Origin of the sequence: Bradyrhizobium sp. CCGB01 (assembly GCF_024199795.1) — a bacterium.
Taxonomy (GTDB): Bacteria; Pseudomonadota; Alphaproteobacteria; order Rhizobiales; family Xanthobacteraceae; genus Bradyrhizobium.
This window is the reverse complement of sequence record NZ_JANADK010000001.1, coordinates 9,132,990-9,158,284: the sequence shown is the minus strand read 5'-3', so window position 1 is coordinate 9,158,284 and position 25,295 is coordinate 9,132,990. Positions and strand designations below refer to the sequence as shown.

General features: G+C 65.4%; 18 protein-coding genes. 10 read left to right on the top strand and 8 right to left on the bottom strand.

The annotated features are described in order from the left end of the window. Positions 1-65: 65 nt before the first annotated feature. Complete coding sequence (locus tag NLM25_RS43125; protein WP_254140981.1) at positions 66-1,616, bottom strand: long-chain fatty acid--CoA ligase; 1,551 nt, start codon at positions 1,614-1,616, stop codon at positions 66-68. A gap of 266 nt (positions 1,617-1,882) precedes the next feature. Between NLM25_RS43125 and NLM25_RS43120 the strand changes: the two genes are divergently transcribed. From NLM25_RS43120 to NLM25_RS43085, 8 genes are all read left to right on the top strand, one after another. After that, complete coding sequence (locus NLM25_RS43120; protein ID WP_254140980.1) at positions 1,883-3,019, top strand: acyl-CoA dehydrogenase family protein; 1,137 nt, start codon at positions 1,883-1,885, stop codon at positions 3,017-3,019. A 118-nt stretch (positions 3,020-3,137) separates the two neighbouring features. Further along, the gene (locus NLM25_RS43115) at positions 3,138-4,301 is read left to right on the top strand and encodes an acyl-CoA dehydrogenase family protein (RefSeq protein ID WP_254140979.1); all 1,164 of its coding nucleotides are present in this window, start codon (positions 3,138-3,140) and stop codon (positions 4,299-4,301) included. Beyond that, entirely contained in the window at positions 4,301-4,957 is a 657-nt protein-coding gene (locus tag NLM25_RS43110) for a glutathione S-transferase family protein (RefSeq protein WP_254140978.1), read from the top strand. Before NLM25_RS43115 ends, NLM25_RS43110 begins: the two co-directional genes overlap by 1 nt. A gap of 174 nt (positions 4,958-5,131) precedes the next feature. Further along, positions 5,132-5,932, top strand: coding sequence for a helix-turn-helix domain-containing protein (locus NLM25_RS43105; RefSeq protein ID WP_254140977.1), 801 nt, complete (start codon positions 5,132-5,134; stop codon positions 5,930-5,932). A gap of 220 nt (positions 5,933-6,152) precedes the next feature. Next, complete coding sequence (locus NLM25_RS43100) at positions 6,153-7,019, top strand: 3-keto-5-aminohexanoate cleavage protein (RefSeq protein ID WP_254123980.1); 867 nt, start codon at positions 6,153-6,155, stop codon at positions 7,017-7,019. 111 nt (positions 7,020-7,130) lie between these two features. After that, positions 7,131-8,747: an acyl-CoA carboxylase subunit beta gene (locus tag NLM25_RS43095; RefSeq protein WP_254140976.1), complete on the top strand. Its 1,617-nt coding sequence runs from the start codon at positions 7,131-7,133 to the stop codon at positions 8,745-8,747. Then, a complete protein-coding gene (locus tag NLM25_RS43090) occupies positions 8,744-10,720 on the top strand; it encodes an acetyl-CoA carboxylase biotin carboxylase subunit (protein WP_254140975.1) in 1,977 nt (658 codons plus the stop codon). The genes NLM25_RS43095 and NLM25_RS43090 overlap by 4 nt, the downstream gene beginning before the upstream one ends. 251 nt (positions 10,721-10,971) lie before the next feature. Further along, on the top strand, positions 10,972-11,763 hold the full coding sequence (locus NLM25_RS43085) for a hypothetical protein (protein WP_254140974.1): 792 nt from the start codon (positions 10,972-10,974) through the stop codon (positions 11,761-11,763). 49 nt (positions 11,764-11,812) lie between these two features. On the opposite strand, the gene NLM25_RS43080 is transcribed toward NLM25_RS43085, so the two are convergent. From NLM25_RS43080 to NLM25_RS43050, 7 genes are all read right to left on the bottom strand, one after another. Further along, on the bottom strand, positions 11,813-12,808 hold the full coding sequence (locus NLM25_RS43080; RefSeq protein WP_254140973.1) for an ABC transporter ATP-binding protein: 996 nt from the start codon (positions 12,806-12,808) through the stop codon (positions 11,813-11,815). Further along, the gene (locus NLM25_RS43075) at positions 12,805-13,812 is read right to left on the bottom strand and encodes an ABC transporter ATP-binding protein (RefSeq protein WP_254140972.1); all 1,008 of its coding nucleotides are present in this window, start codon (positions 13,810-13,812) and stop codon (positions 12,805-12,807) included. Before NLM25_RS43075 ends, NLM25_RS43080 begins: the two co-directional genes overlap by 4 nt. Next, positions 13,812-14,705, bottom strand: coding sequence for an ABC transporter permease (locus NLM25_RS43070; RefSeq protein ID WP_254123974.1), 894 nt, complete (start codon positions 14,703-14,705; stop codon positions 13,812-13,814). The genes NLM25_RS43075 and NLM25_RS43070 overlap by 1 nt, the downstream gene beginning before the upstream one ends. A 9-nt stretch (positions 14,706-14,714) precedes the next feature. After that, positions 14,715-15,662 (bottom strand): ABC transporter permease, encoded by a 948-nt coding sequence (locus tag NLM25_RS43065; protein WP_254123973.1) that lies wholly within the window; start codon positions 15,660-15,662, stop codon positions 14,715-14,717. 35 nt (positions 15,663-15,697) lie between these two features. Beyond that, complete coding sequence (locus tag NLM25_RS43060; protein WP_254123972.1) at positions 15,698-17,296, bottom strand: ABC transporter substrate-binding protein; 1,599 nt, start codon at positions 17,294-17,296, stop codon at positions 15,698-15,700. 180 nt (positions 17,297-17,476) lie between these two features. Beyond that, complete coding sequence (locus NLM25_RS43055) at positions 17,477-19,027, bottom strand: AMP-binding protein (protein ID WP_254140971.1); 1,551 nt, start codon at positions 19,025-19,027, stop codon at positions 17,477-17,479. 18 nt (positions 19,028-19,045) lie between these two features. Next, on the bottom strand, positions 19,046-20,200 hold the full coding sequence (locus NLM25_RS43050) for an iron-containing alcohol dehydrogenase (RefSeq protein ID WP_254140970.1): 1,155 nt from the start codon (positions 20,198-20,200) through the stop codon (positions 19,046-19,048). Between the two features lie 457 nt (positions 20,201-20,657). Here NLM25_RS43050 and NLM25_RS43045 point away from each other — a divergent pair, with 457 nt between their 5' ends. After that, the gene (locus tag NLM25_RS43045) at positions 20,658-21,875 is read left to right on the top strand and encodes an efflux RND transporter periplasmic adaptor subunit (protein ID WP_254140969.1); all 1,218 of its coding nucleotides are present in this window, start codon (positions 20,658-20,660) and stop codon (positions 21,873-21,875) included. Then, positions 21,872-25,036 (top strand): efflux RND transporter permease subunit, encoded by a 3,165-nt coding sequence (locus tag NLM25_RS43040; RefSeq protein ID WP_254140968.1) that lies wholly within the window; start codon positions 21,872-21,874, stop codon positions 25,034-25,036. Before NLM25_RS43045 ends, NLM25_RS43040 begins: the two co-directional genes overlap by 4 nt. The last annotated feature ends 259 nt before the right edge of the window (positions 25,037-25,295 follow it).

Sequence of the window (25,295 nt, the reverse complement as noted above, 5' to 3'; positions counted from 1 at the left end):
GGGGTTCTTTTGGTTTTGGGCAGGCACGTCGAAAAACAAAAGCGCCCGCGAGAGGGGCGCTTTGATCAGGCGTTGGCGACTTTCTTGTCGACTTCAGAGGCCACCGAGAATTCCTTGCGCAAGGTCGGCTTGTGGATCTTGCCGGTGGCGTTGCGCGGCAGCGCATCGACGAAGCGGATCTGGCGAGGGCATTTGAAGCGCGCCAGGTTCGCCGCGCAGTGCGCAAAGACATCCGCCTCGGTCAGTCGCTGTCCGGGCTTGGCCGCGACGATGGCGAGTCCCACTTCGCCCCATTGCGGATCGGGAATGCCGATCACGGCGGCTTCCGCGATGGCGGTGAGCTGGTGCAGGACGTTCTCGACCTCCGCCGGATAGACGTTCTCGCCGCCCGAGATGTACATGTCCTTCCAGCGGTCGACGATGTAGTAGAAGCCCTCCTCGTCGACGCGGGTCGCATCGCCGGTGTGCAGCCAGCCGTCGGTGAAGGAATTCTTGTTTGCCTCCGGCCTGTTCCAGTAGCCGGGCGTGATGTTCGGCCCCTTGACCCAGAGCTCACCGAGCTCGCCGACATCGGCGTCGCTGCCATCGGGGCGCACGATGCGGACTTCCGTGTGCAGCACCGGCTTGCCGGCCGAGCCCGCCTTGCGCGCCGCATCCTCGCGGTCGAGCACCAGCACGGCCGGCGAGGTCTCGGTCATGCCGTAGCCCTGCTGGAGCGCGACGCCGCGCGCCTCCCACACTTTCAGTAGCGGCACCGGCATCGGTGCGCCGCCGACACCGCCGACGATCAGCCGGCCGAGGTCGGTCGTCGCGAAGGCCGGGTGCTGCGCCATGAACTGGTAGATCGCGGGCACGCCGAAGAACACGTTGATGCCCTGCGCGGGATCGTTGATCAGGCCGAGCGCCGTGCCGGGATCGAAGGCGCGCATGATCATCACGGTGCCGCCGGCATGCAGCACCGGATTGGTGTAGCAATTGAGACCGCCGGTGTGGAACAGCGGCAGCACGGTGAGCAGCACCGAGGACGGTCCGATGCAGGCGGGGCCGCCGAGATTGACGCAATTCCAGAAGGTCATGCCATGGGTGATGGTCGCGCCCTTCGGATGACCCGTGGTGCCCGACGTGTACATGATGGTCGAGACGTCATCGAGCGTGACCTCTTCGGCGCGGTCGAGCGGCTTGGCTGCCGCGATGCCGGCCTCATAGGCGCCGCCGGGCCCGAGCAGCAGGCTGGTCCCGATGTTGCAGAGCTTTGCGACGCTCAGCGCGGTCTCGGCGAGATCGGTGTCGTGGATCATCACCTTCGGCGCGCAGTCGCCGGTGATGAACTGGAGCTCGGGAACGGTGAGGCGGGTGTTCAGCGGCACGAAGATGGCGCCCAGCCGCCCGCAGGCGAATTGCACCTCCAGCGTATCGGTGGTGTTCAGCGCCAGCACCGCGACGCGGTCGCCGCGCGAGACTTTCAGCGTGTCGCGGAGAAATCCGGCGAGGCGTGCGACGCGGCCATCGAGCTGCGCATAGGTGAAGCGGCGCTCGCTCGCGAGGTCGATCACCGCGACCTTATCAGGCGTGCGGCGGCCGTGATGGACGATCCAGTCGTAATAACGAACGGCCAAAAATTCCTCCCTCGGCGGTCTTGTGTCGCCTCTCGTCCCTATCGGGTGCACCATGCCCGGCGTGGCCCTGGGGCCAGCCGGAGTTTGTGCGCCACGTCTTTTTTTGCTCCGGAGTTGGCCTGCGAGGGGTGAAAATCGTCTTGCGTTGAGTTGCTAGGTTATGGCCTGCCGTGGACCGGATCCCCCGCCAGCCACTCTGCGCAAGTGAACCGCAGATGTTCCGGCCATGGTGGAGAGGACGAATCCGCCAACAAGGCGAGAGTGCGATGAAGAGCCCATTCTATACCGCCGAGCATGACGCCTTCCGCGAGGTGATGCGCCGCTTCGTCGACAAGGAGATCGCGCCGTTCGCCCATGAATGGGACGAGGCTGGCGAATTTCCCCGCGCGCTCTATCGCAAGGCAGCCGAGATTGGCCTGTTGGGGCTCGGATTCCCCGAGGAATATGGCGGGATCGCCGCCGACCAGTTCATGAAGATCGTCGCGAGCCAGGAGTTGGCGCGGGCCGGCGCCGGCGGCGTCAGCGCCAGCCTGATGAGCCACACCATCGGCTCGCCGCCGATCGCGCGGGCGGCGCGCCCGGAGGTCAGGGCGCGGGTGCTGCCGCAGGTACTGGCGGGCGAGAAGATCTCCGCGCTGGCGATCACCGAGCCGGGCGGCGGCTCGGATGTCGCGAACCTCCGCACCAAGGCGCGGCGCGATGGCGATCACTACGTCGTGAGCGGCGAGAAGACCTTCATCACCTCCGGCGTGCGCGCCGATTATCTGACCGTTGCGGTGCGCACGGGCGGCGAGGGCGCCGGCGGCGTCAGCCTGCTCCTGATCGAGGGCGATACGCCCGGCCTGTCGCGGACGAAGCTGAAGAAGATGGGCTGGTGGGCGTCCGACACCGCGACGCTGCATTTCGACGAGTGTCGGGTGCCGGCCGAAAACCTGATCGGCGAGGAAGGCCAGGGCTTCAAGATCATCATGCGGAACTTCAACAGCGAGCGCATGGGCATGGCGGCGGGCTGCACCGCGTTCGCGCGGGTCTGCCTCGACGAGGCGATCGCCTACGCCAGGGAACGCAAGACCTTCGGCAAGCCGCTCGCCCAGCACCAGGTGATCCGCCACAAGATCGTCGACATGGCCCAGAAGGTCGCGGCCTCGCAGGCGATGCTGGAGATGCTGGCGTGGCGACTCGAGCAGGGCGAGAGCCCGGTCGCCGAAATCTGCATGATGAAGAACCAGGCGACGCAGACCATGGCCTTCTGCGCCTCGGAGGCCGTGCAGATCTTCGGCGGCGCCGGCTTCATGCGCGGCATCAAGGCCGAGCGCATCTACCGCGAGGTCAAGGTCAACGCCATCGGCGGCGGCACCGAGGAGATCATGAAGGATCTGGCCAGCCGGCAGATGGGATTGTGACTTTCACCGTCATTCCTGGGCGACGCGAAGCGTCGAACCCGGAATCTCGATCTTGTAGGACTCATCTCTGGATTCCGGGTTCGCGCTTTGCGCGCCCCGGAATGACGAAGGGGAAATAATGCTGTTCACCGCCGACCACGACGACATCCGCCGATCCCTGCAAAAGTTCATCGCGGGCGAGATCAATCCCCATGTCGACGAGTGGGAAAAGGCCGACATCTTCCCGGCGCATGAGCTGTTCAAGAAGATGGGCAGCCTCGGCTTTCTCGGCCTCAACAAGCCGGTCGAGTTCGGCGGCTCGGGCCTCGACTACTCCTACGCGCTGATGATGGCGGAGGAGTTGGGCGCCATCACCTGCGGCGGCGTGCCGATGGCGATCGGGGTGCAGACCGACATGGCGACGCCGGCGTTGGCCCGGTTTGGCTCCGACGAGGTGCGGCGTGAGTTTCTGGTGCCCTCGATTTCGGGCGATTACGTCGCCTGCATCGGCGTCTCCGAGCCCGGCGCGGGCTCCGATGTCGCCTCGATCAAGACCAATGCGCGCTCGGACGGCGACGACTACGTCATCAATGGCGGCAAGATGTGGATCACCAACGGCACCCAGGCCGACTGGATCTGCCTGCTCGCCAACACCGGCGATGGGCCCGTTCACCGCAACAAGTCGCTGATCTGCGTGCCCATGAAGAGCAACGGCGTCACGGTGGCGCGCAAACTCGACAAGATGGGCATGCGCTCGTCGGACACCGCGCAGATCTTCTTCGACAATGTCCGCGTGCCCAAGCGCAACCGGATCGGCGAGGAGGGCAAGGGCTTTACCTACCAGATGATCCAGTTCCAGGAGGAGCGGCTCTGGGGCGCGGCCGCCTGCCTGAAAGCGCATGAATACATCATCAACGAGACCATCGCGTACACGCGCAACCGCAAGGCCTTCGGGAAGTCGATCCTCGACAACCAGGTCGTCCACTTCAAGCTCGCGGAGATGCAGACCGAGGTCGAGCTGCTGCGCGCGCTGATCTATCGCGCCGCCGAGCAGCTGGTCGCCGGCGAGGACGTGACGCGGCTTGCAACCATGGCCAAGCTGAAGGCCGGCCGGCTCGGGCGTGAGCTCACCGACGCCTGCTTGCAATATTGGGGCGGAATGGGCTTTACCAACGAGACGCCGGTCAGCCGTGCCTATCGCGACAGCCGCCTGACCTCGATCGGTGGCGGCGCCGACGAGGTCATGCTGACGGTCCTGTGCAAGATGATGGGCACGCTGCCCGGCAGCAAGGGAAACGCCTGATGATTACGCTTTATCACTGCGACGGCGCACGTTCGTTTCGCCCGCTCTGGATGCTGGAGGAGATGGGGCTCCCCTACGAGTTGAAGATGCTGCCGTTCCCGCCGCGGGTCTTCGCCAAGGACTATCTCGGCATCAATCCGCTGGGCACGATTCCCTTCATGGTCGACGGCGAGACGAAGATGACCGAGTCCTCCGGCATCTGCCACTATCTCGGCGTCAAGCACGGGCCGACGCCGCTGATGGTCGGGCCGGAAGATCCCGCCTATGGCGCGTTCCTGAACTGGATGTATTTCAGCGACGCCACGTTAACCTTTCCGCAAACGCTGGTGCTCCGCTACACCCAGCTCGAGCCGGAGGAGCGCCGCAATCCGCAGGTCGCCACCGATTATGCAAAATGGTTCTTGGGGCGACTGCGCGCCGTCGAGGCAGCGACGGCCAATGCCGAAACATTGTGCGCGGGCCGCTTCACCGCCGCTGACATTGTCATTGGTTACGCGCTCCGCCTTGCCGACAGCATCGGGCTCGCGAAGGACTTTGGGCCAAATGTCGCAGCCTATTGGGCGCGCTTGCAGCAGCGCGACGGTTTCAGGCGCGCGGTCGCTGCGGAGCAGAAGGCTGGCGTCGAGCAGAATGTTGCACCGCGTGTGAGGGCGTAAGCTTTCACTGATTGGGACTACAGTCTCACGACGGTTCCGGGCGAGCCACCTTCGTCCTGGGATGCCAACGTTTTGCGCCTCGTGACAGCGCTATCGCGCCGTGACAGCGCCCAAATTTCCGCTAAGGTGACCTCCGTCCGCAGCGGCCAAAGAGCCGCGCGAGGAGGACCGCCAATGGAAGATAAGGGTCGCGAATCCGACCATCTGATGCTGATCACGCCGGAACGGGTATTCTATGCCGGTTTGCTCGGACGGCCCCGCAAGCGAACCCCGGGCTGCTGCCACGTCTATGTGGCGGTGAAGGGCAGCCTGCATCTGACCATCGACGACGTATTCGCCACTGGCGAGCTGTTCGTGACACTGCCGAACCAGCGGCATTCCATCGCCAGCGACTACCGCACGGCAATCAGCGTCACGCTTGAACCTGAGAGCATGTCGGACGGCGTGATCGAGACGTTGGCCGAGCGGTTGATGGGACCGGACCGGGCCGTGTATGCCCGACAAATCCTCGCTGCCTACGCTCTGCTGCGCCAGCGCCGCTATGGCGACATCACCACCGCTGAATTCGACGAGATGTGTTTTGGCGAGGCGCTGCCGCGCCGCGTCCTCGACCCGCGCGTGACGCGCGCGGTCGCCCGCATCGAGCGCTTCTCCGGCGAGCCGGTGACGGCGGATACATGCGCGGCGGAGGCGGGTCTCTCGGCCTCGCGCTTCCTGCATCTGTTCAAGGAAGAGACCGGCATTTCCTTCCGCTCCTTCCGCGCCTGGAAGCGTGCGCGGCATTTGCTGCACTTCGCCAACCAGGACCTCAACCTCGCCCATCTCGCGCAGGACATCGGCTATCCCGACTCCACGCATTTCAGCCACTCGATCCGCCGCTTCTACGGATTGAAGCCGCGGGCGATCTTCGTCGGCTCGCGCGACCTTGCGATCTATCGCAGTAGCGAAACTGTGCGGCTCGCTGAGGCGAGCTAGCGCTTTTGTAGGGTGGGTTAGCCCTGCAGATGCGCGAAGCGCATCTGCTCGGCGTAACCCACCTCTTCATTCGCCGCCGAGATGGACAGTGGTGGGTTACGCCTTCGGCTAACCCACCCTACGATTCCTCGTTTTTCCCAGCTTCTCCGCGCAAGAAGCCGCATGTCGCGCGTCACATGATCGCAAACGTTGAATGATCAACCTGCGAGACATGAGTGGCATGAGCGACAAGGCCGTCATCACCTGCGCGCTGAACGGCGTGCTCACCGACCCGAAGCAGCACAACGTGCCCGTCACGCCCGAGCAGATGGCGCGCGAGGCCAAGGCTGCGTTCGATGCCGGCGCGTCCATCATGCACATCCATCTGCGCCAGCAGGCGCCGGACAAGGGGCACCTGCCGTCCTGGGACGTCAGCGTCAGCAAGGAAATCCAGCAGGCGATCCGCGAAGCCTGCCCCGGCGTCATCATCAATCACACGTCGGGCGTGTCAGGGCCGAACTACAGCGGTGCGCTCGACTGCATCCGCGAGACCAGGCCCGAGATCGCCGCCTGCAATGCCGGCTCGCTGAATTACCTGAAAGTGAAGGCCGACAATACCTGGGCCTGGCCGCCGATGATGTTCGACAACGCGGTCGAGAAGGTGAAGGACTATCTCGACGTCATGAACGCGGTCGGCACCATCCCCGAGTTCGAATGTTTCGACGTCGGCATCGTCCGCTGCGTCGGCATGTATCATCAGGTGGGCATGTACAAGGGCCCGCTCGAATATAACTTCGTGATGGGCGTGGCCTCCGGCATGCCGTCCGATCCCGAGCTGCTGCCGATCCTGATCAAGCTGAAACGCCCCGAGGCGCAGTTTCAGGTCACGGCGATCGGCCGCGAGGAAATCTGGCCGCTGCATCAGCGTTGCGCCGAGCTCGGCGGTCATCTCCGCACCGGTCTCGAGGACGCCTTCTATCTCGCCGACGGCAAGAAGGTGACGTCGAACGGCCAGCTGATCGAGGCCATCGCCGCCTGCGCCCGCCGCGCCGGCCGCGAGATCGCAAGCCCAGCCGAGGCGCGGAAGATCTTTGGGACGAATCGCTGAACGTCGTTCCGGGGCGCGCGAAGCGCGAACTATGGTGCGCAATTGCGCACCTGAGAACCTCGAGATTCCGGGTTCGATGCTGCGCATCGCCCCGGAATGACGGAGTAAACTGTGTCCATTCTCGAAAACACCATTTCCCCCGGCAGCGCTGCCTACCACGCCAACCGCGACGGCATGCTCGGTCTGATCGACCGCATGCGCGCGTTGGAAGAGCGCACGCGGGCCGCATCGGCCGCGGCAAAGGATCGCTTCCACAAGCGCGGTCAGCTGCTGCCGCGCGAGCGCGTCGCGCTGGTGCTCGATCCCGGAGCGCCTTTCATCGAGCTGTCGACGCTCGCCGGCTACATGTTCGACGTGCCGGATGCGGGCAAGAGCGTGCCCGGCGGCGGCGTCATCGCCGGCATTGGCTTTGTCTCCGGCATCCGCTGCATGGTCAGCGCCAACGACGCCGGCATCGATGCCGGTGCGCTGCAGCCCTACGGCCTCGACAAGACGCTGCGGGTGCAGGAGCTCGCGCTGGAGAACAAGCTGCCTTACGTGCAGCTGGTCGAAAGCGCCGGCGCCAACCTCCTGCGCTATCGCGTCGAGGACTTTGTCCGCGGCGGCAACATCTTTCGCAATCTCGCGCGGCTCTCGGCGGCGGGGCTGCCGGTCGTCACGGTGACGCACGGCTCGTCCACCGCGGGCGGCGCCTACCAGACCGGTCTCTCCGACTACATCGTCATGGTGCGTGGCCGCACGCGCGCCTTCCTTGCGGGACCGCCGCTGCTGAAGGCCGCGACCGGCGAGGTCGCGACCGAGGAGGAGCTCGGGGGCGCCGAGATGCATACCCAGGTCTCCGGTCTCGGCGACTATCTCGCCGAGGACGACCGCGATGCCCTGCGCATTGCGCGCGAGATCATGGCGGCGCTGGAATGGGAGCGGCCGGGCCGGGCGGCTCCGGAGTTCAAGCCGCCGCGCTACGACCAGGACGAGCTGCTTGGCATCATGCCGATGGACCACAAGCGCCCGGTCGATATGAAGCAGGTGATCGCGCGCATCATCGACGATTCCGATTTCACCGAGATGGCGCCGAATTACGGTCCGGCCACCGTGTGCGGCCATGCCCGCATCGAGGGCCAGGCGATCGGCATCATCACCAACAACGGCCCGCTCGATCCCGCTGGCGCCAACAAGGCGACGCATTTCATCCAGGCCTGCTGCCAGACCCGCACGCCGATCCTCTATCTCAACAACACCACCGGCTACATGGTCGGCAAGGCCTATGAAGAAGCCGGCATGATCAAGCACGGCTCGAAGATGATCCAGGCTGTGACCTCGGCGACGGTGCCGCAGATCACCATCTATTGCGGCGCCTCGTTCGGCGCCGGCAATTACGGCATGTGCGGCCGTGGCTTCCATCCGCGCTTCTGCTTCTCCTGGCCCAACGCCAAGACCGCGGTGATGGGCGGCGAGCAGGCCGCCGAGACCATGGCGATCGTGACCGAGGCAGCCGCCGCGCGCCGCGGCAAGCCGGTCGAGAAAGAGAAGCTCGATGCGATGAAGGCGCAGATCATCGGCGTGTTCGACGGCCAGATGGACGTGTTCTCGACCAGCGCGCGCGTGCTCGACGACGGCGTGATCGATCCGCGCGACACCCGCGCGGTGCTGTCGGAGGTGCTCGCGATCTGCCGCGAGGGCGATACGCGCACGCCGCAGCGCATGCAGTTTTCGGTGGCCCGCCCATGAGGAACGGATCAGTGCAGCACCGGCCGTTCTTCAAGGTCCTGGTTGCCAATCGCGGCGAGATCGCACTGCGCGTGATGCGTAGCGCGCGGCAGCTTGGTCTCGGCGTCGTCGCGGTCTATTCGGATGCGGATCGCGATGCGCTCCACGTCAAGCAGGCCGACCAGGCCGTGCGCATCGGCGAAGCCTTGCCGGCGCAGTCCTATCTCAACATCCCAGCGATTATCGCAGCCGCCAGGACGAGCGGCGCCGATGCCGTGCACCCCGGCTATGGCTTCCTCGCCGAGAACGAGGATTTCGCCCAGGCCTGCAAGGACGCCGGCCTCGTCTTCATCGGCCCGTCCCCGCAGGCGATCGAGGCGATGGGCAACAAGGCCGGCGCCAAGGAGATCATGAAGAAGGCCGGCGTTCCCTGCGTCCCCGGCTATCAGGGCGTGGACCAGGGTGACGAAGTCATGCTCGCGGAAGCCAAAAAGATCGGCTTCCCCGTGATGATCAAGGCGGTTGCCGGCGGCGGCGGGCGCGGCATGCGGCTCGTCACCGACGCAGCCTCCTTCGGCGATGCGCTGCGTAGCGCGCGGTCGGAGGCAAAGGCCGCGTTCGGCGATCCCACGGTCATCCTCGAACGCGCCATCCAGAATCCCAGGCATATCGAGATCCAGGTGTTCGGCGACAGCCACGGCAACGCCATCCATCTCGGCGAGCGCGACTGCTCGGTGCAGCGACGGCACCAGAAGCTGATCGAAGAGGCGCCATCGCCGGCCGTGACGCCTGAGCTGCGTGCAAGAATGGGCGAGGTCGCCGTCGCTGCGGTGAAGGCGCTGCGCTACGAGGGCGCCGGCACGCTGGAATTCCTGCTTGATGCGAGCGGCGAGTTCTACTTCATGGAGATGAACACCCGCCTTCAGGTCGAGCATCCCGTGACCGAGGCGATCACCGGGCTCGATCTCGTCGAGCTCCAGCTGCGTGTCGCGCGCGGCGAGCCATTGCCGGTGAAGCAGCAGGAGATCAAATTCTCCGGTCATGCCATCGAGGTGCGGCTCTGCTCGGAAGATGCCGCGCAAGACTTCATGCCGCAGTCCGGCCGCATGGCGCGCTGGCAGGTGCCGGATGGCATCCGCGTCGAGCACGCGCTGCAATCGGGCTCGGAGATCCCGCCCTACTACGATTCCATGATCGCCAAGGTCATCAGCCATGGCGCGAGTCGCGAGGAGGCGAGGGGACGCCTGATCGTCGGCTTGGAGCAGCTCACGGCGTTTGGCGTGACGACCAACCAGGCGTTCCTGATGTCCTGCCTGCGTCACCCCGGATTTGCCGGAGGCGAGGCGACGACGGCGTTCATCGGCGCGCATCGCGACGCGCTGCTGGCGCCCCGAGCGGACGCCGCATTCGACACAGCGCTGGCGGGTCTGCTGCTCTACGTCACAAATCCCAGCGCGCCGTCATGGCAGCGTGGCCGTAGCCTGTCGGCCACGTTTCCCCTGCCTGCGAAAGTTGATATCGCCGGCCACGCGCACGAGCTCGAAGTCACCCGCGAGCGCGATGGCAGCTACACCGTGGCCTCCGACGGCCGTCAGGACAAGTTCGAGATCGATCAGCTCGATCCCGGCGCCATCCGCTTCCGCCACGACGGCGTGATGGACAGCGCAAAATTCCTGCGCGACGGCGACCGGCTCTACCTCCAGCGTCGCGGCATCCCGCTCGCGGTCACCGATCTCACCCTCGCCGCGCCGAAGGCTGCCGCGGCCAATGGCGGCGACGGAAAAGTCCGCGCCGCGATGAACGGTCGCGTCGTTGCCGTTCTCGTCAAGCCGGGCGATCGCGTCACCGCCGGTCAGCCGGTGATGACGCTGGAAGCGATGAAGATGGAGCACATCCACAAGGCCGGCATCGATGGCGTGGTCGCCGCGATCGACGTTGCCGAGGGCGAGCAGGTGACGACCGGCAGGATCGTGGCCGAGATCGGGGCAGGTTAGTGCGGCACGCGTCGCACTCGAGGGTGGGCAAAGGCGCGAAGCGCCGTGCCCACCCTCGTGCGGCAATTGCGTTTGGATTGGTGGGCACGCTTCGCTTTGCCCACCCTACGGCACTGCGCGCGTCGCGTACGGAATTCAAAATAATTTCAAAGGGATACTGGTCTGATCGTGCTTGCGCGTAGAATCCATTGAACATTGTTCATTTTTATGCTACTAATCTTAAACGTCGCTCGATACATGCGGAGGCTTGTATGTTGCGCGCAAATAATCCTGCCCGGGAGACCGGTGCTACACTCCCCTCAGCTTCTCGCCGGCTTTCGTTCCCCGTCCTGCAAGCCCGCGAAAACTACCTGCTCGCCGCGCTCCTCGGCCTGGCGCTGGCGGCGCTGTTCGCGCCCGCGATGCCCGCCTCCGCCTGGCATATCCCGCAATTTGTCGACACCCGCACTTGGCTGGGCGTGCCCAACGCCGGTGACGTACTGAGCAATCTCGCCTTCCTCGCGATGGGCATCTGGGGCTTGGTGAAGCTGCGCGCCAGCCGCGATGCGCCCGCGGGTGCAGGTTGCCTCTTCGTGGGCCTGATCCTCACTTGCATCGGATCGTGCTTCTATCATCTCGCCCCCGACGCGCCGCAGCGGCTCGTGGCCGATCGTCTCGGCATGGCGGTCGCGTTCGCGGGCTTTTTGGGCATCGCGGCCGACGAGCGCATCAGCGCACGCGCCGGTCGGGCGGTGGTGGTGCTGGTGACGGCGGCCGGCCTGCTTGCGGCCTGGGTGGCGTACGAGAACCTCACGCCATGGGTGGTCGTGCAGTTCGGCGGCATGGCGCTCGCTGTCGGACTGGCGCTGACACGGCCCCGGCCCGGTGCGCTTGGCGTGCCGCTGGGCGGCGTGATGTTCTTTTACGTGCTGGCCAAGCTTTTCGAGCTCGGCGACGAGACCATCTTTGAGGCGACAGGGCACATTGTCTCGGGCCATACGCTCAAGCATCTGGCTGCCGCGCTGGCGGCCTGGCCGGTGATCCGGACGTTACGCAAATCGTAGGGTGGTTAGCCCTGCGACTGCGCGAAGCGCACTTCGCTGGCGTACCCCTCTACGGGATCGCGTTGCTTCGTCCCGTGCCGTCGTTGAGCAGGCACGCCACCTGATGCCCGTCACCGGCATCCACCAGCGCCGGCCGCTCCGTCTTGCACCGCTCCATCGCGAACCGGCAGCGGGTGTGAAACGCGCAGCCCGGGGGCGGATTGACCGGGCTCGGCACGTCGCCGTCGACGAGCGGCGCGAGTTTTTTCGCAAACGGGTTCGCAACCGGCACTGAAGCGAGCAGGGCCTGCGTGTAGGGATGCCTGGGGTTTCGGAACAGCTCGTCCTTGTCGGCGATCTCGACGATCCGGCCGAGATACATCACGGCGACGCGGTGGCTGATATGGGCGACCACGGCGAGGTCATGCGCGATGAAGAGATAGGAGAAGCCGTGCTGGCGTTGCAGATCGATCAGCAGGTTGATCACCTGCGCCTGAATCGAGACGTCGAGTGCGGAAACCGGCTCGTCGCAGACGATCAGGCGGGGCTCCAGCGCCAGCGCCCGTGCGATGCAGATGCGCTGGCGCTGGCCGCCCGAAAATTGATGCGGGAAATTGCGCATCTGGTCGGGCCGCAAGCCTACCTGTTCGAACAGTTTTGCGACGCGCGTCTCCAGCGCCTTGCCGGTCGCGAGGCCATGCACGGCCAGCGGCTCGCCGACGATGTCGCCCGCGGTCATGCGCGGATTGAGCGAGGCGAAGGGATCCTGGAACACGATCTGCATCGAACGGCGGTGCGGGCGCAGTGCCGTCTTGGAGAGGTGGGTAATGTCCTCGCCCTCGAGGCGGATCTGGCCCGAGGTGGGTTCGACCAGCCGCAGCACACTGCGCGCCACCGTCGACTTGCCGCAGCCGGATTCGCCGACGAGGCCGAGCGTCTCGCCGATGCCGAGCGCAAACGAGACGCCGTCGACCGCGTGCACGGTGCCGACCTGCCGGCGCAACACGCCGGCGCGCACCGGATAATGCTTCTTGAGGTCGGTGACTTCGAGCAGCGCTTCGGTCATGCCACCTCCGCCACTTCAGCCGCGCGCCAGCATGCGGCGAGATGGCCGCCGCCCCAATCCGTGAGCGGCGGATATTCGGCTTCGCAGCGCTTGATCGCGAGCTTGCAGCGCGGCGCGAACGCGCAACCTTTCGGCAGCCGCACCAGCGAAGGCACGGTGCCGGGGATTTCGTTCAGCCGCTCCTGCGCGGCGACGCCGGATGCCGGCACGGCCGGGATCGAGGCCATCAGCCCGCGCGTATAGGGATGCTTTGGCGACGTGAACAGCGCCTCGACGCTGGCTTCCTCGACCTTCCGTCCGGCGTACATCACGATCACGCGCTGCGCGGTCTGCGCCACGACGCCGAGATCATGGGTGATCAGCACGAGGCCGGTGCCGAGCTCCTTCTGGAGGTCGAGGATCAGCGCCAGGATCTGCGCTTGGATGGTGACGTCGAGCGCGGTGGTCGGCTCGTCCGCGATCAAGAGCGCCGGCCGGCACGCCAGCGCCATCGCGATCATCGCGCGCTGGCGCATGCCGCCGGAGAGCTGATGCGGATATTCCCTTGCACGCCGGGCCGGCTCGGGGATGCGCACCAGCCGCAGCATCTCGACCGCGATGTCATGTGCTTCCCTGGCCGAGATGTGCCGGTGCAGCCGGACGGCTTCGACGATCTGGTCGCCGATCCGCATCACCGGATTGAGCGAGGTCATCGGCTCCTGGAAGATCATCGAGATGCGGTTGCCCCTGACAGCGCGCATCTGCGCTTCATCCAGCGCCAGCAAATCGGTGCCTTCAAGCGAGACCGAGCCGCCGACGATGCGGCCGGGCGGATCGGGCACCAGCCGCATCAGCGACAGGGCGGTGACGCTCTTGCCGCAGCCGGATTCGCCGACGATCGCCAGCGTCTCGCCGCGCTTTACGGTGAAGGAGATATCGTCGACGGCCTTGAACAGGCCGGAGTTCGTGAAGAACACCGTCTTCAGGTTCCTCACGTCGAGCACGAGATCGGATTGTTTTGCCATCAGCCGCGCTGCCGGGGATCGAGGATGTCGCGCAGGGCGTCGCCGAACAGATTGGCGCCGAACACGGCGAGACTGATGGCGATGCCCGGGAAGATCACCAGCCACGGCGCCGTGCGGACATATTCGGCGGCCGACTCCGACAGCATGCGCCCCCAGGACGGATAAGGCTCGGGAATGCCGAGCCCGAGGAAGGAGAGCGAGGCCTCGGTGAGGATGGTCGAGCCGAGCTGGGCCGTCGCGAGCACGATCAGCGGCGCCAGCGTGTTCGGCAGCACGTGGCGGAGCGCGATGCGCACCTCGCTCATGCCGATCGACTTGGCGGCCTCGACGAAGGGTTGCTCGCGCAGCGCCAGCGTGTTGGCGCGGATGACGCGCGACACGGTCGGGATCAGCGGAATGGCGATGGCGATGATGACGTTCGGCAGCGACGGGCCGAGCGCGGCCGTCATGATCAGGGCCAGAACCAGCAGCGGCAAGGCCTGGAGAACGTCGGAGACGCGCTGGAACACGAGGTCGACCCATCCGGAGAGATAGCCGGAGGTCAGGCCGACGATCACGCCGATCGCGCCGCCGAGCGCGGTCGAGCCGATGCCGACCGCGAGCGAGATCCGCGCGCCGTGGATGATCCGGCTGAACACGTCGCGGCCGAAGGAATCGGTGCCCATCCAGTGCGCCCAGCTCGGGCGGGCCAGCGCACGTGCGGCATCGACCGTGAGGGGATCATAGCGCGCGATGAAGTCGGCGAAGATGGCCGTGAGCACGAACACCGTCATGATGACGAGCCCGGCCGCACCCAGCACGTGCCGTTGCGCCAGGAACAGCACGCGCCGCCAGCCGCCGGTCGCATGTGCCCCGGCGCGCCTCAGTTCAACGTCGAAGTCGATCGCAGCCAAGCTGATCTCCTAATCCGTGTATCTGATACGTGGATCGAACACGGCGTAGAGCATGTCGACGATGAAATTCGCGCTCACCACCACGACCGCAATCAGCATCACGAGGTTCTGCACGATCGGATAGTCGCGCCAGCGGATCGCCTCGACCAGGAAGCGGGCGACGCCGGGGATGTTGAACACGGTCTCGGTGACGATCAGGCCGCCGATCAGGAACGCCGCCTCGATGCCGATCACGGTGATGACCGGCAGGATCGCGTTCTTCAGCGCGTGATGATAGTTCACCGCCGCATCCGATGCGCCCTTGGCGCGGGCGGTGCGGATATAGTCCTGCCGCAGCACCTCCAGCATCGAAGAGCGGGTGATGCGCATGGTCAGCGCCGCGCTGCGGAAGCCGACCGCGGCGGCGGGAACGGCGTAGGTCGCGAACGCCTCCAGCCAGGTCTGTGGATTGGGATTGAAGATCGGCATCTGGCCGAACATCGCCACCGAGGCGGTGAGGATGAGCAGGCCGAGCCAGAACGAGGGCAGCGACAATCCGCTGAGGCTGACGACGCGGAGCGCGTAGTCGAGCCGCGTGCCCTGCTTTACCGCACTGATGACGCCTAGGGGAATGCCGATCGAGGCCGAGAACAACAGCGCCAGGCCGGCGAGCCGCGCGGTGATCGGGATCCGCGGCAGGATCTCCTGAAGCGCGGGCTTCTCGGAGACGTAGGAGTAGCCGAAATCGCCGCGCAGGAACCCGCTGATCCAGTGCCAATATTGCACGATCAGCGGCTGGTCGATGCCGAGCTCCTTCTCCAGATTGGCCTTGTCGGCAGGATCGACATAGCCGGCCGCGGCGAACAGGATATCGACGATGTTGCCGGGCACGATGCGCAGCAGGAAGAAGATGACGACCGAGATCCCGAACAGGGTCACGAGCATCAGGAACAGGCGCCGCACCAGATAGGCAAACATGCATCGCCTCCTGTCGAAACCGTCAGCCGCCAGCGCTACTTGTCCATCCAGACGTCCTCGTACCGGTACCCATTATAGGAGCTGTTCGACATCACGGTCACGCCCTTGACGTAAGGCTGCCAGCAGGAGCCGGTGCGCGCGTGGAAGATGATCGGACGGGCGACGTCCTCCTGCAACTTCTTGTCGATGTCCCACACCAGCTTCTTGCGCTTGTTGACGTCGGTCTCCTGCGACTGCACGTCGAACAGCTTCTCGATCTCCTTGTTGCAGTAATTGGTGTAATTGCGCTCGGAACCGCAGGAATAGTTCTCGTAGAACGACTGGTCGGGGTCGTCGACCGCGTTGCCCGTCAGATTGAGCCCGAGCATGTAGTCCTTGCGCGCGACCTTCGGGAACCAGTTCGCGGTTTCGACCACATCGAGTTCGCCGTCGATATAGATGCTCTTGAGCTGGTCGATCAGGATCACCGCGGGATCGCGGTAGACGGGGATGTTGCGGGTCGAGACCTTGACGGCGAGGTGCTTGTCCGGCCCGTAGCCGGCCTTCTGCATCAGCTTTTTCGCTGCCTCGCGGTTGGCGTTCACATCGGGGCCATAGCCCGGGATGGTCTCGAGCATCTCCTTCGGCATGCCCCACAACCCGTTCGGCTGCGGCAGCAACGTGCCGCCGATGTCGCCCTGGCCCTCGAACATGATCGAGATGAACGCCTTGCGGTCCAGCGACAGCGCCATGGCGCGGCGGATGTCGATATTGTCGAACGGCGGTGCCGACGAATTGACGATGATGTTGGTCGCGACGTTGTTCGGCTCGACCACGCAGACTGCATTCGGCGCCTGCGATTTGACGTCTTTGAGCAGCGGAATGCTCACTTCGGTCGGGAAGGCCATGTCGAACTTGCCGGCGACGAAGGCGAGGATCGCTGTCGAGCGGTTCGGAATGATGGTGAACTCGATGCCGTCGAGATAGGGCCGGCCCTTGCGCCAATAGTCGGGATTGCGGGTCAGCTTGATCGATTCATTGGCCTTGAATTCGACGAACTTGAACGGACCGGTGCCGATCGGATGCGTGCGCATGTCGCCGGGCGAGACGTGGCAAGGATAGACCGGCGTGTAGCCGGAGGCGAGCAGCGCCAGCAGCGACGGCTGCGGCCGCTTCAGGTTGAAGGAAACCTCGAGGTCGCCGTTGGTGGAGACGTCGTTGACCTGTTCGTACCAGGTCTTGCGCGGGTTCTGACGGAACTTCTGCTGCGACTTGCCCATCAGCATGTCGAAGGTGCATTTGACGTCCGCCGAGGTAAACGGCTTGCCGTCATGCCATTTCACGCCCTGGCGCAGCTTGAAGGTCAGCGTCTTGTTGTCGTTCACCCAGGCCCAGCTCTCGGCGAGCTCGGGCACGATGTTGTCCATCCTGTTCTGGGCTTCGTCCTGCTTGTAGATGACGAGGTTGTTGAAAACAGGCATGAAGGGAACATTGAGCGAGTAGGTCGCGCCTTCATGGATCGAGGCATTGCCGGGGCTGTCGCGGTGGTACATCCGCAGGATCCCCCCCTGCTTGGGCTCGCCGGCGAGCGTGGTGGTTGAGGCCGTCAGCACAGATAGCGCCGCCATCACGGCGAGCGCCCACACGCTCCGCATGCTCATCCTCCCTGGACAACGGCCTTTTCGGCCTGTTTGTCAGACGATAGCGACGCAAGTTGAGGGAGGCAACCCGCAAGGCCAGTAGCCGTCTCGACAATTCGGATGACGGAAGGCCGCAGGGGTTTCACATTCTCATCATGTGAGAGTGCAGGTGCGAACGCGCTGAGCGGCGCCCCCTCACACGATCCGCGACGTCTTGTTCCCCCAATACCGATCCCGCAGCAGCCGCTTGTAAAGCTTGCCCGTCGGCAGCCGCGGCAGCTCCTTCTCGAAATCGACCGAGCGCGGCACCTTCTGCCGCGACAGCGACTGGCCGCAGAAGGTGATCAGTTCGTCGGCGAGCGCGGGTCCCGGCACCACGCCGGGCATCGGCTGCACCACCGCCTTCACCTCTTCGCCGAGATCGGGATTGGGCACGCCGAACACGGCGGCATCGGCGACCTTCGGATGGGTGATCAGCAGGTTTTCGCATTCCTGCGGATAGATGTTCACCCCGCCGGAGATGATCATGAAGGTCGCGCGGTCGGTGAGATAGAGAAACCGATCCTCGTCGACATAGCCGACGTCGCCCACCGTGCTCATGCTGCCGTCGGCCGAGCGCGCCTCTTTGGTTTTCTCAGGGTCGTTGAAATATTCGAACGGCGATCCCGTCTTGAACCACACCTGGCCGGGCGTGCCGGTCGGGCACGCCTTCATGTTCTCATCGAGAATGTGGAGGTCACCGAGCAGCACCTTGCCGACGGTGCCGCGATGGGCGAGCCATTCCGCGCTGTTGCACGCCGTGAAGCCGAGCCCCTCGGTCGCGCCGTAATATTCGTGGATGATCGGCCCCCACCATTTGATCATGTCGTCCTTGACCAGCGCCGGGCAGGGCGCGGCGGCGTGGATCGCGATCTCCAGCGACGACAGGTCGTAGCGGCTGCGCACCTCCTCCGGCAATTTGAGCAGGCGCGAGAACATCGTCGGTACCAGCTGGGTGTGGGTGATACCCCATTGCTCGACGAGCTGGAGATAGCGCTCGGGATCGAAAGTCTCCATGATGATCACGGTGCCGCCCATGCGGATCGTGAGGTTCACGGCCGCTTGCGGTGCGGAATGATAGAGCGGCGCCGGCGACAGATAGACCATGCCCTCGCGGTAGTGCCAAAGTTTGGTCAGGAAATCGAACAGCGGCAGATTATGCTTTGGCGGTTCCTCCGGCAGCGGCCGCAGGATGCCTTTCGGCCGCCCGGTCGTGCCGGATGAGTAGAGCATGGCGGTGCCCAGCCACTCATCCGCGATCGGTGTTGGCGGCAGGTCCGCGGTCACCTCGGCAAGGCCGACGATGCGGTCGCTCTCTCCAGGGCCGTCGGCGACGATGCAGAGCTTGATATCAGGACAGGCCTTGATCGCCTCGCGCGCGATATCGAGTTTTGCAACAGACGTGATCAGGATTTTCGACTGGCTGTTCACCAGGAGATAGGCGAGCTCGCCCGGCGTCAGGAACGAGTTGATGCAGGTGTAGTACAGCCCGGAGCGCTCGCCCGCGCCGCAGGCTTCGAGATAGCGCGAATTGTTCTCCATGAAGATCGAGAAGTGGTCGAGCCGCTTCAAACCGTGCTTGCGGAACAGATGCGCGAGGCGGTTGCTGCGCGCATCGAGCTCGCGATAGGTGACGGCCTCGCCGGTCGCAGCCATGATGAAGGCCGGCTGGAGCGGGCGTAGACGGGCATGCTGACCTGGATACATCAGTCCTCCGGCTCTGGATTATGCGGCGAGAAACAGGATTTCGCGCAACTGTGCGGGGCCGTCGATCTTGCGCGGATTGCGTGGGATCCAGTTCGTGCGCATCGCAGCTTCCGCGATGGCGTCGAAATTGTCCGGCGAGACCCCCACCTCAGCGAGGCTGCGCGGCATGCCGAGCGAGCGGATGAAGGCATCGAGCACGTCGGCGGCGTTGTGCCCGGGAAAGCCCATCGCGGCGGCGACGATCATCTGGCGCTCGGCATTGGCGCTCGCATTCCAGCGCATCACCGCCGGCAGCATGATGCAGGAGGTGTGGCCGTGCGGCACGTCGAAGGCCGCGCCCAGCACATAGCCAATGCCGTGGCTCGCGCCCATCGGCACGCCGGCGGCGAGCGCGCCCATCGACAGCCAGGTGCCGATCTGCGCATCCATGCGGGCGTCGAGGTCGGCAGGATCGGCCTTCACCCGCGGCAGCGCGTCGGCGAGCATGGCGAGGCCCTTGACCGATTGCGCGTCGGCATAAGGGTGCGTCTCGCGCGAGCAGATCGCCTCGACGCAATGGTCGACGGCGCGGATGCCGGTAGAGAGGAACAACCATTCCGGCGTGTGCACGGTGATGGCGGGATCGAGGATGGTCGCGCGCGGCACCGTGAGCGGATGTCGCAGCATCTGCTTCACATGCGTGCCGCGGTCGGTGACGCCCGCGATCGCGCTGAACTCGCCGCCGGCGATCGTGGTCGGAACGCTGACCTGTCGCACGCTTGGCGCGGTCATCTCGGGTGCGACGCCCTTGTGGACGCGGATGCGCTCGATGCCGTCGATATCGTCGATGCCGTTGGCGAGGCAGAGCTGCACCGCCTTGGCACCGTCGGTGATCGAGCCGCCGCCCACGGTGACGATCAGGTCCGCGCCCGCCTCGCGCGCCGCGTTTGTCGCTGCGATCACCGCCTCGCGCGGCGTGTGCGCCGGCATGGCATCGAACAGGCCGGCGCAGCGGGCGCCGAGTGCTTCCTTGATCTTGGTGATTTCGTCGGTCTGCCGGTTGAGCGTGCCGGAGACCATCAGGAAGGCACGGCGCGTCCCCAGCCGGTCCATCTGCGCAACGACGGCCTCGGCCGCGGGATGGCCGAACACGACCTCTTCGATCGCGCCGTAAACGACACGTCCCTGGTGCACGCCTGTCCTCCCCGGACAATCCGTCTTTGTTCTTGTGGCGCCAATCTAGCCGAGCCCGCCGTGCCCGTCATGTGCGAAGACGCTGGCCGTTTCCTTACCCTCCCCTGGAGGGGGAGGGTCGATCGCGCGAAGCGCGAGCGGGGTGGGGTGATCTCTCAACACGGGCACTGTTGGTCGTGGAGAGACCGTCACCCCACCCCGTCTCACATTTCGCTTGCGCTCCATGTGAGCCGACCCTCCCCCTCCAGGGGAGGGTGGCGCGCGTCGCTCCTTCGTCACCCTCCTTACGTCGCGCTCGTCATCTCTCTCCCTTGTCAACCCGCCATCCGGCCAGGGCATCCGTCCGGGCAATGCGCGTGTATTGGTCTTGAAGATTTCATCATCGCCGCCCATCCTGTGGCGCCCGCGGGGCGACGCGTACCCTGCTTTTTCCGTGGCTTTGATGCGAGGACCTAGGATGACTGGACTGGACGGAAGCGAGCCACTTGTCAAAAAGCACGATTTCGTTCGATCGCGACCTTTCGCAATTGCCGGTCTCCTCGCCGCGGCAATAGCTCTTACCGGTTGCGACAGGCCCGCCTCGCAGGCGGGCGCTCCGCCGCCTGCGCCGGTGACCGTCGCCCAGCCGGTCAAGCGCACCGTCACCGATTGGGACGAGTTCACCGGCCGCTTCGAGGCGGTCGAGGAGGTGCAGGTGCGCCCCCGTGTCGGCGGCTTCGTCAACTCCGTCGAATTCCAGGACGGCGCGATCGTGCGTCAGGGCGACCTGCTCTACGTCATCGACCCGCGCCCGTTCGAGGCAGTCGCCGAGCAGGCCGACGGCCAGTTGTCCGACGCGCGTGCCAAGGTGGAGCTTGCCAAGCGCGAGCTCGACCGTGGCCTGAACCTGGTCCAGACCAGCGCGGTCTCCGAGCAGGCCGTCGACCAGCGCCGCCAGGCCTTGCAGGCTGCGCACGCCGCGGAGACGCAGGCCGCCGGTGCGCTGAAGGCCGCCCGGCTCAACATCGAGTTCACGCATGTGACCGCGCCGCTCACGGGCCGCGTCAGCCGTCATCTCGTCAGCCCCGGCAATCTCGTGCAAGGCAGCGATACCGGCACCTCAACGCTGCTGACCTCGATCGTCGCGCTCGACCCGATCTACGTCTATTTCGATATGGATGAGGCGACCTTCATCAAATACAGCAAGCTGTGGTTCGAAGGCCGCCGCCCGAGCTCGCGCGACACCGCGAACCCGGTGCAGGTGACGCTCGCCGGCGAGACCAAGCCGTCGCATGAGGGCACGATCAACTTCCTCGACAACCGCCTCGATGTCTCCACCGGCACGCTGCGCAGCCGCGCCGTGATCAAGAACACCGATCTCTCGATCCTGCCGGGCCAGTTCGGCCGCGTCCGCCTGATCGGCAGCGCGCCCTACGAGGCGCTGCTGATTCCCGACGTCGCGGTCGCGACCGACCAGTCCCGCAAGATCGTGTTCGTCGTGAAGCCGGACGACACCGTCGAGGCGCGCCCCGTGGTGCTGGGTCCGCTCGACGACGGGCTGCGCGTGATTCGCGAGGGGCTGAAGGCGGAGGACCGCGTCATCGTCAACGGCATCCAGCGCGCCCGCGTCGGCGCCAAGGTCGCCCCGTCTCCCGCACCCGCGCCGGCCGGTGGCAAGCCCGGTGACAAGTCATGAACCTTGGCCGTCTCTCCATCAACCAGCCCATCCTGGCGATGGTGCTGTCGATCGTGCTGCTGATCGTCGGCGCGCTCGCCTATACGACGCTGCCCGTCTCCGAATATCCGCAAGTGGTGCCGCCGACCGTCGTGGTCACCACGCAATATCCCGGCGCCTCCGCGCAAACCGTGTCCGACACGGTCGCAGCTCCCATCGAGCAGGAGATCAACGGCGTCGAGGACATGCTGTATCTCTACAGTCAGGCGACCTCGAACGGCCAGCTCACCATCACCGTCACCTTCAAGCTCGGCACCGATCTCGACAAGGCCCAGGTGCTGGTGCAGAACCGCGTCGCGATCGCGCAGCCGCGTCTGCCTGAAGAGGTTCAGCGCAACGGCGTCACCACACGCAAGAACTCGCCCGACATCCTGATGGTCGTGTTCATGCTGTCGCCCGACGACACCTTCGACCAGCTCTACATCTCCAACTACGCGTTGCTCCAGGTCCGCGACCAGCTGCTCCGGATCGACGGCGTCGGTGACATCCAGATCTTCGGCGCGCGCGACTATTCGATGCGGCTCTGGCTCGACCCGGATCGAATCGCCAATCTCGGCCTGACCTCGACCGAAGTGCTGGCCGCGATCCGCGCGCAGAACGTGCAGATCGCAGGCGGCCAGATCGCCGAGCCGCCGATCGCCGACCGCGCCTTCCAGCCGAACCTCACCTTCACGGGCCGCCTGAAGGACCAGAAGCAGTTCGAGGACATCCTGATCAAGGCCGGCTCCGACGGCCGCACCGTGCGCCTGCGCGACGTCGCCCGCATCGAGCTCGGGGCGCTCGCCTACAGCACCAACAGCTTCCTGCTGCGCAAATCGGCGGTGGCCATGCTGGTGACCCAGCGGCCGGGATCGAACGCGCTCGCGACGGCAAAGAACATCTCCGACACGATGGTGAAGCTCAAGGAGGTCTTTCCCAAGGGCCTCGACTACAACATCGGCTACAACCCGACCGAGTTCATCGCGCAGTCCGTCCACGAGCTGATCAAGACCATCTATGAGGCCATGCTGCTCGTGGTCATCGTGGTGCTGGTGTTCCTCCAGGGCTGGCGGCCCGCGATCATCCCGATCATCGCGATCCCGGTTTCGCTGGTCGGCACCTTCGCGGTGATGGCGGCGCTCGGCTTCTCCATCAACAATCTCACGCTGTTCGGCCTCGTGCTCGCGGTCGGCATCGTGGTCGACGACGCCATCGTGGTGGTCGAGAATGTCGAGCGGCATCTCGAGCACGGCATGAGTCGGCGCGACGCGGCGCTGAAAACCATGGAGGAGGTCGGCGGCGCCCTGGTCTCGATCGCGCTGGTGCTGTGCGCGGTGTTCGTCCCCACCGCATTCCTCGGCGGCATCTCCGGGCAGTTCTTCCAGCAATTTGCCGTCACCATTGCGGTGGCGACCGCGATCTCCTGCTTCTGCTCGCTGACGCTGTCGCCGGCGCTGGCCTCGCTGATCCTCACACCGCACGAGGAGAAACGACCGCCGGCTGCCTGGAACGTCATTGCGCGCGGTTGGAACGCTTTCACTGGCGTGTTCAATCGCGTGTTCGACCGGCTCGCGCATGGCTATGCCGGCCTCGCCAATTTCGTGATCCGGCATTCGGTGGTGATGATCCTGATCTATATTGTGCTGATCGGCAGTGCCGGCTGGCTGATCGGGACCACGTCGCAAGGCTTTATTCCGGCGCAGGACCGCGGCTACGTCATCATCTCCGTGCAATTGCCGGGCGCGGCGTCGCTGGCGCGGACCACGGAGATCGTCCGCGAGATCGAGCGGATCTCGCTGGATACGCCGGGTATCGTCCGCGTTGCCGCTTTCGCGGGCTTCTCCGGCGCGACGCGCACGCAGGCCGGCAACGCGGCCGCACTGTTTCCGGTGTTCGATGAACCCGAGGTGCGCCTGAAGAAGGGGCTGACGGCGAACGCCATCACGGCCGAGCTGCGCAAGCGGCTCTCCGTGCTCCAGGGCGCGTTCATCATCGTCATTCCGCCGCCAGCCGTGCCCGGCATCGGCACCGGCGGCGGCTTCACCATCCGCATCCAGGACCGCCAGGGCCGCGGGCCGGAGCTGCTCGCCGCAGCCACCGACGAGCTTGTCGCAGCGGCGCGCAAATCGCCTTCGCTGCTCGGTCCCACGGTGTTCTCGCCGTTCTCGGCCAACACGCCGCAGCTCTTCGTCGACATCGATCGCACCAAGGCGCAAAAACTCGGCGTCCCCATCGCCAGCATCAACGACACGATCCAGACCTATTTCGGATCGACCTATGTCAACGACTTCAACCTGTTCGGCCGCACCTATCACGTCACCGCGCAGGCGGACTTCCCGTTCCGCAAAGAGCCAAGCGACCTCTCACGCCTGCGCACGCGCAACGCCTCCGGCGACATGGTGATGCTGGGCAGCGTGGTCGAGTTCAAGGATGTCTCTGGCCCCGACCGCGTCGCGCGCTACAATCTCTATGCGGCGTCCGAATTGCAGGGCGAGCCGGCGCCGGGCACCAGCTCGACCACCGCGCTCAACACCATCAAGAAGCTCGCGGACGACACTCTGCCGAGCGGCTTCACCTTCGAATGGACCGACCTGTCCTATCAGCAGGTCACCGGTGGCAATGCGGGCCTCTACGTGTTCCCGATCTGCGTGCTGTTCGTCTATCTCGTGCTCGCCGCGCAATATGGCAGCTGGACCCTGCCGTTCGCGGTGATCCTGATCGTGCCGATGTGCCTGCTCGCTGCCACCATCGGCGTGCGCATCATGGGGCAGGACGTCAACATCCTCACCCAGATCGGCTTCGTCGTGCTGGTGGGGCTGGCGGCAAAGAACGCGATTCTGATCGTCGAATTCGCGCGCGACATCGAGAACGAAGGCAAGCCGCGGCTGGAGGCCGTGATCGACGCCTGCCGCCTGCGCCTGCGGCCGATCCTGATGACCTCGTTCGCCTTCATCCTCGGCGTGCTGCCGCTGGTGATCTCGAGCGGCTCCGGCTCGGAGATGCGGCAGGCGGTCGGTGTTGCCGTGTTCTTCGGCATGATCGGCGTTACCCTGTTCGGGCTGCTGTTCACCCCGATCTTCTATGTGGTGGTGCGGAACCTGGCGGAAGGGCGGCGCGACAAGAAGCCGGAGGTAGTGGCCTGACAGGTCAGGCGGCCACCGGTGCGTCCTCAATCACAGTGTCGTCCCCGCGAAAGCGGGGACCCATAACCCCAGGGGGGCGTGTGGGGTAAAGGGGCAACCACGAGTCTTCGCCAAACCTCTCCCTATGGTTATGGGTCCCGGATCTGCACTCCGCTTCGCTTCGTTTGTCCGGGACGACACCGGTTGTTGGGTGCAAAGCTTCCCATGCCTCCCGCCCATACTAACGGCCTACGCCGAAATGGATGGGCATCGCCGGTGT

What these genes read in the sequence shown, in the direction of transcription:
- NLM25_RS43080 (WP_254140973.1), bottom strand. Translation starts at nt 12,808, where the DNA reads ATGACCGAAGCGCTGCTCGAAGTCACCGACCTCAAGAAGCATTATCCG.
- NLM25_RS43100 (WP_254123980.1), top strand. Translation starts at nt 6,153, where the DNA reads ATGAGCGACAAGGCCGTCATCACCTGCGCGCTGAACGGCGTGCTCACC.
- NLM25_RS43090 (WP_254140975.1), top strand. Translation starts at nt 8,744, where the DNA reads ATGAGGAACGGATCAGTGCAGCACCGGCCGTTCTTCAAGGTCCTGGTT.
- NLM25_RS43045 (WP_254140969.1), top strand. Translation starts at nt 20,658, where the DNA reads ATGACTGGACTGGACGGAAGCGAGCCACTTGTCAAAAAGCACGATTTC.
- NLM25_RS43060 (WP_254123972.1), bottom strand. Translation starts at nt 17,296, where the DNA reads ATGCGGAGCGTGTGGGCGCTCGCCGTGATGGCGGCGCTATCTGTGCTG.
- NLM25_RS43055 (WP_254140971.1), bottom strand. Translation starts at nt 19,027, where the DNA reads ATGTATCCAGGTCAGCATGCCCGTCTACGCCCGCTCCAGCCGGCCTTC.
- NLM25_RS43120 (WP_254140980.1), top strand. Translation starts at nt 1,883, where the DNA reads ATGAAGAGCCCATTCTATACCGCCGAGCATGACGCCTTCCGCGAGGTG.
- NLM25_RS43040 (WP_254140968.1), top strand. Translation starts at nt 21,872, where the DNA reads ATGAACCTTGGCCGTCTCTCCATCAACCAGCCCATCCTGGCGATGGTG.
- NLM25_RS43085 (WP_254140974.1), top strand. Translation starts at nt 10,972, where the DNA reads ATGTTGCGCGCAAATAATCCTGCCCGGGAGACCGGTGCTACACTCCCC.
- NLM25_RS43065 (WP_254123973.1), bottom strand. Translation starts at nt 15,662, where the DNA reads ATGTTTGCCTATCTGGTGCGGCGCCTGTTCCTGATGCTCGTGACCCTG.
- NLM25_RS43075 (WP_254140972.1), bottom strand. Translation starts at nt 13,812, where the DNA reads ATGGCAAAACAATCCGATCTCGTGCTCGACGTGAGGAACCTGAAGACG.
- NLM25_RS43105 (WP_254140977.1), top strand. Translation starts at nt 5,132, where the DNA reads ATGGAAGATAAGGGTCGCGAATCCGACCATCTGATGCTGATCACGCCG.
- NLM25_RS43110 (WP_254140978.1), top strand. Translation starts at nt 4,301, where the DNA reads ATGATTACGCTTTATCACTGCGACGGCGCACGTTCGTTTCGCCCGCTC.
- NLM25_RS43115 (WP_254140979.1), top strand. Translation starts at nt 3,138, where the DNA reads ATGCTGTTCACCGCCGACCACGACGACATCCGCCGATCCCTGCAAAAG.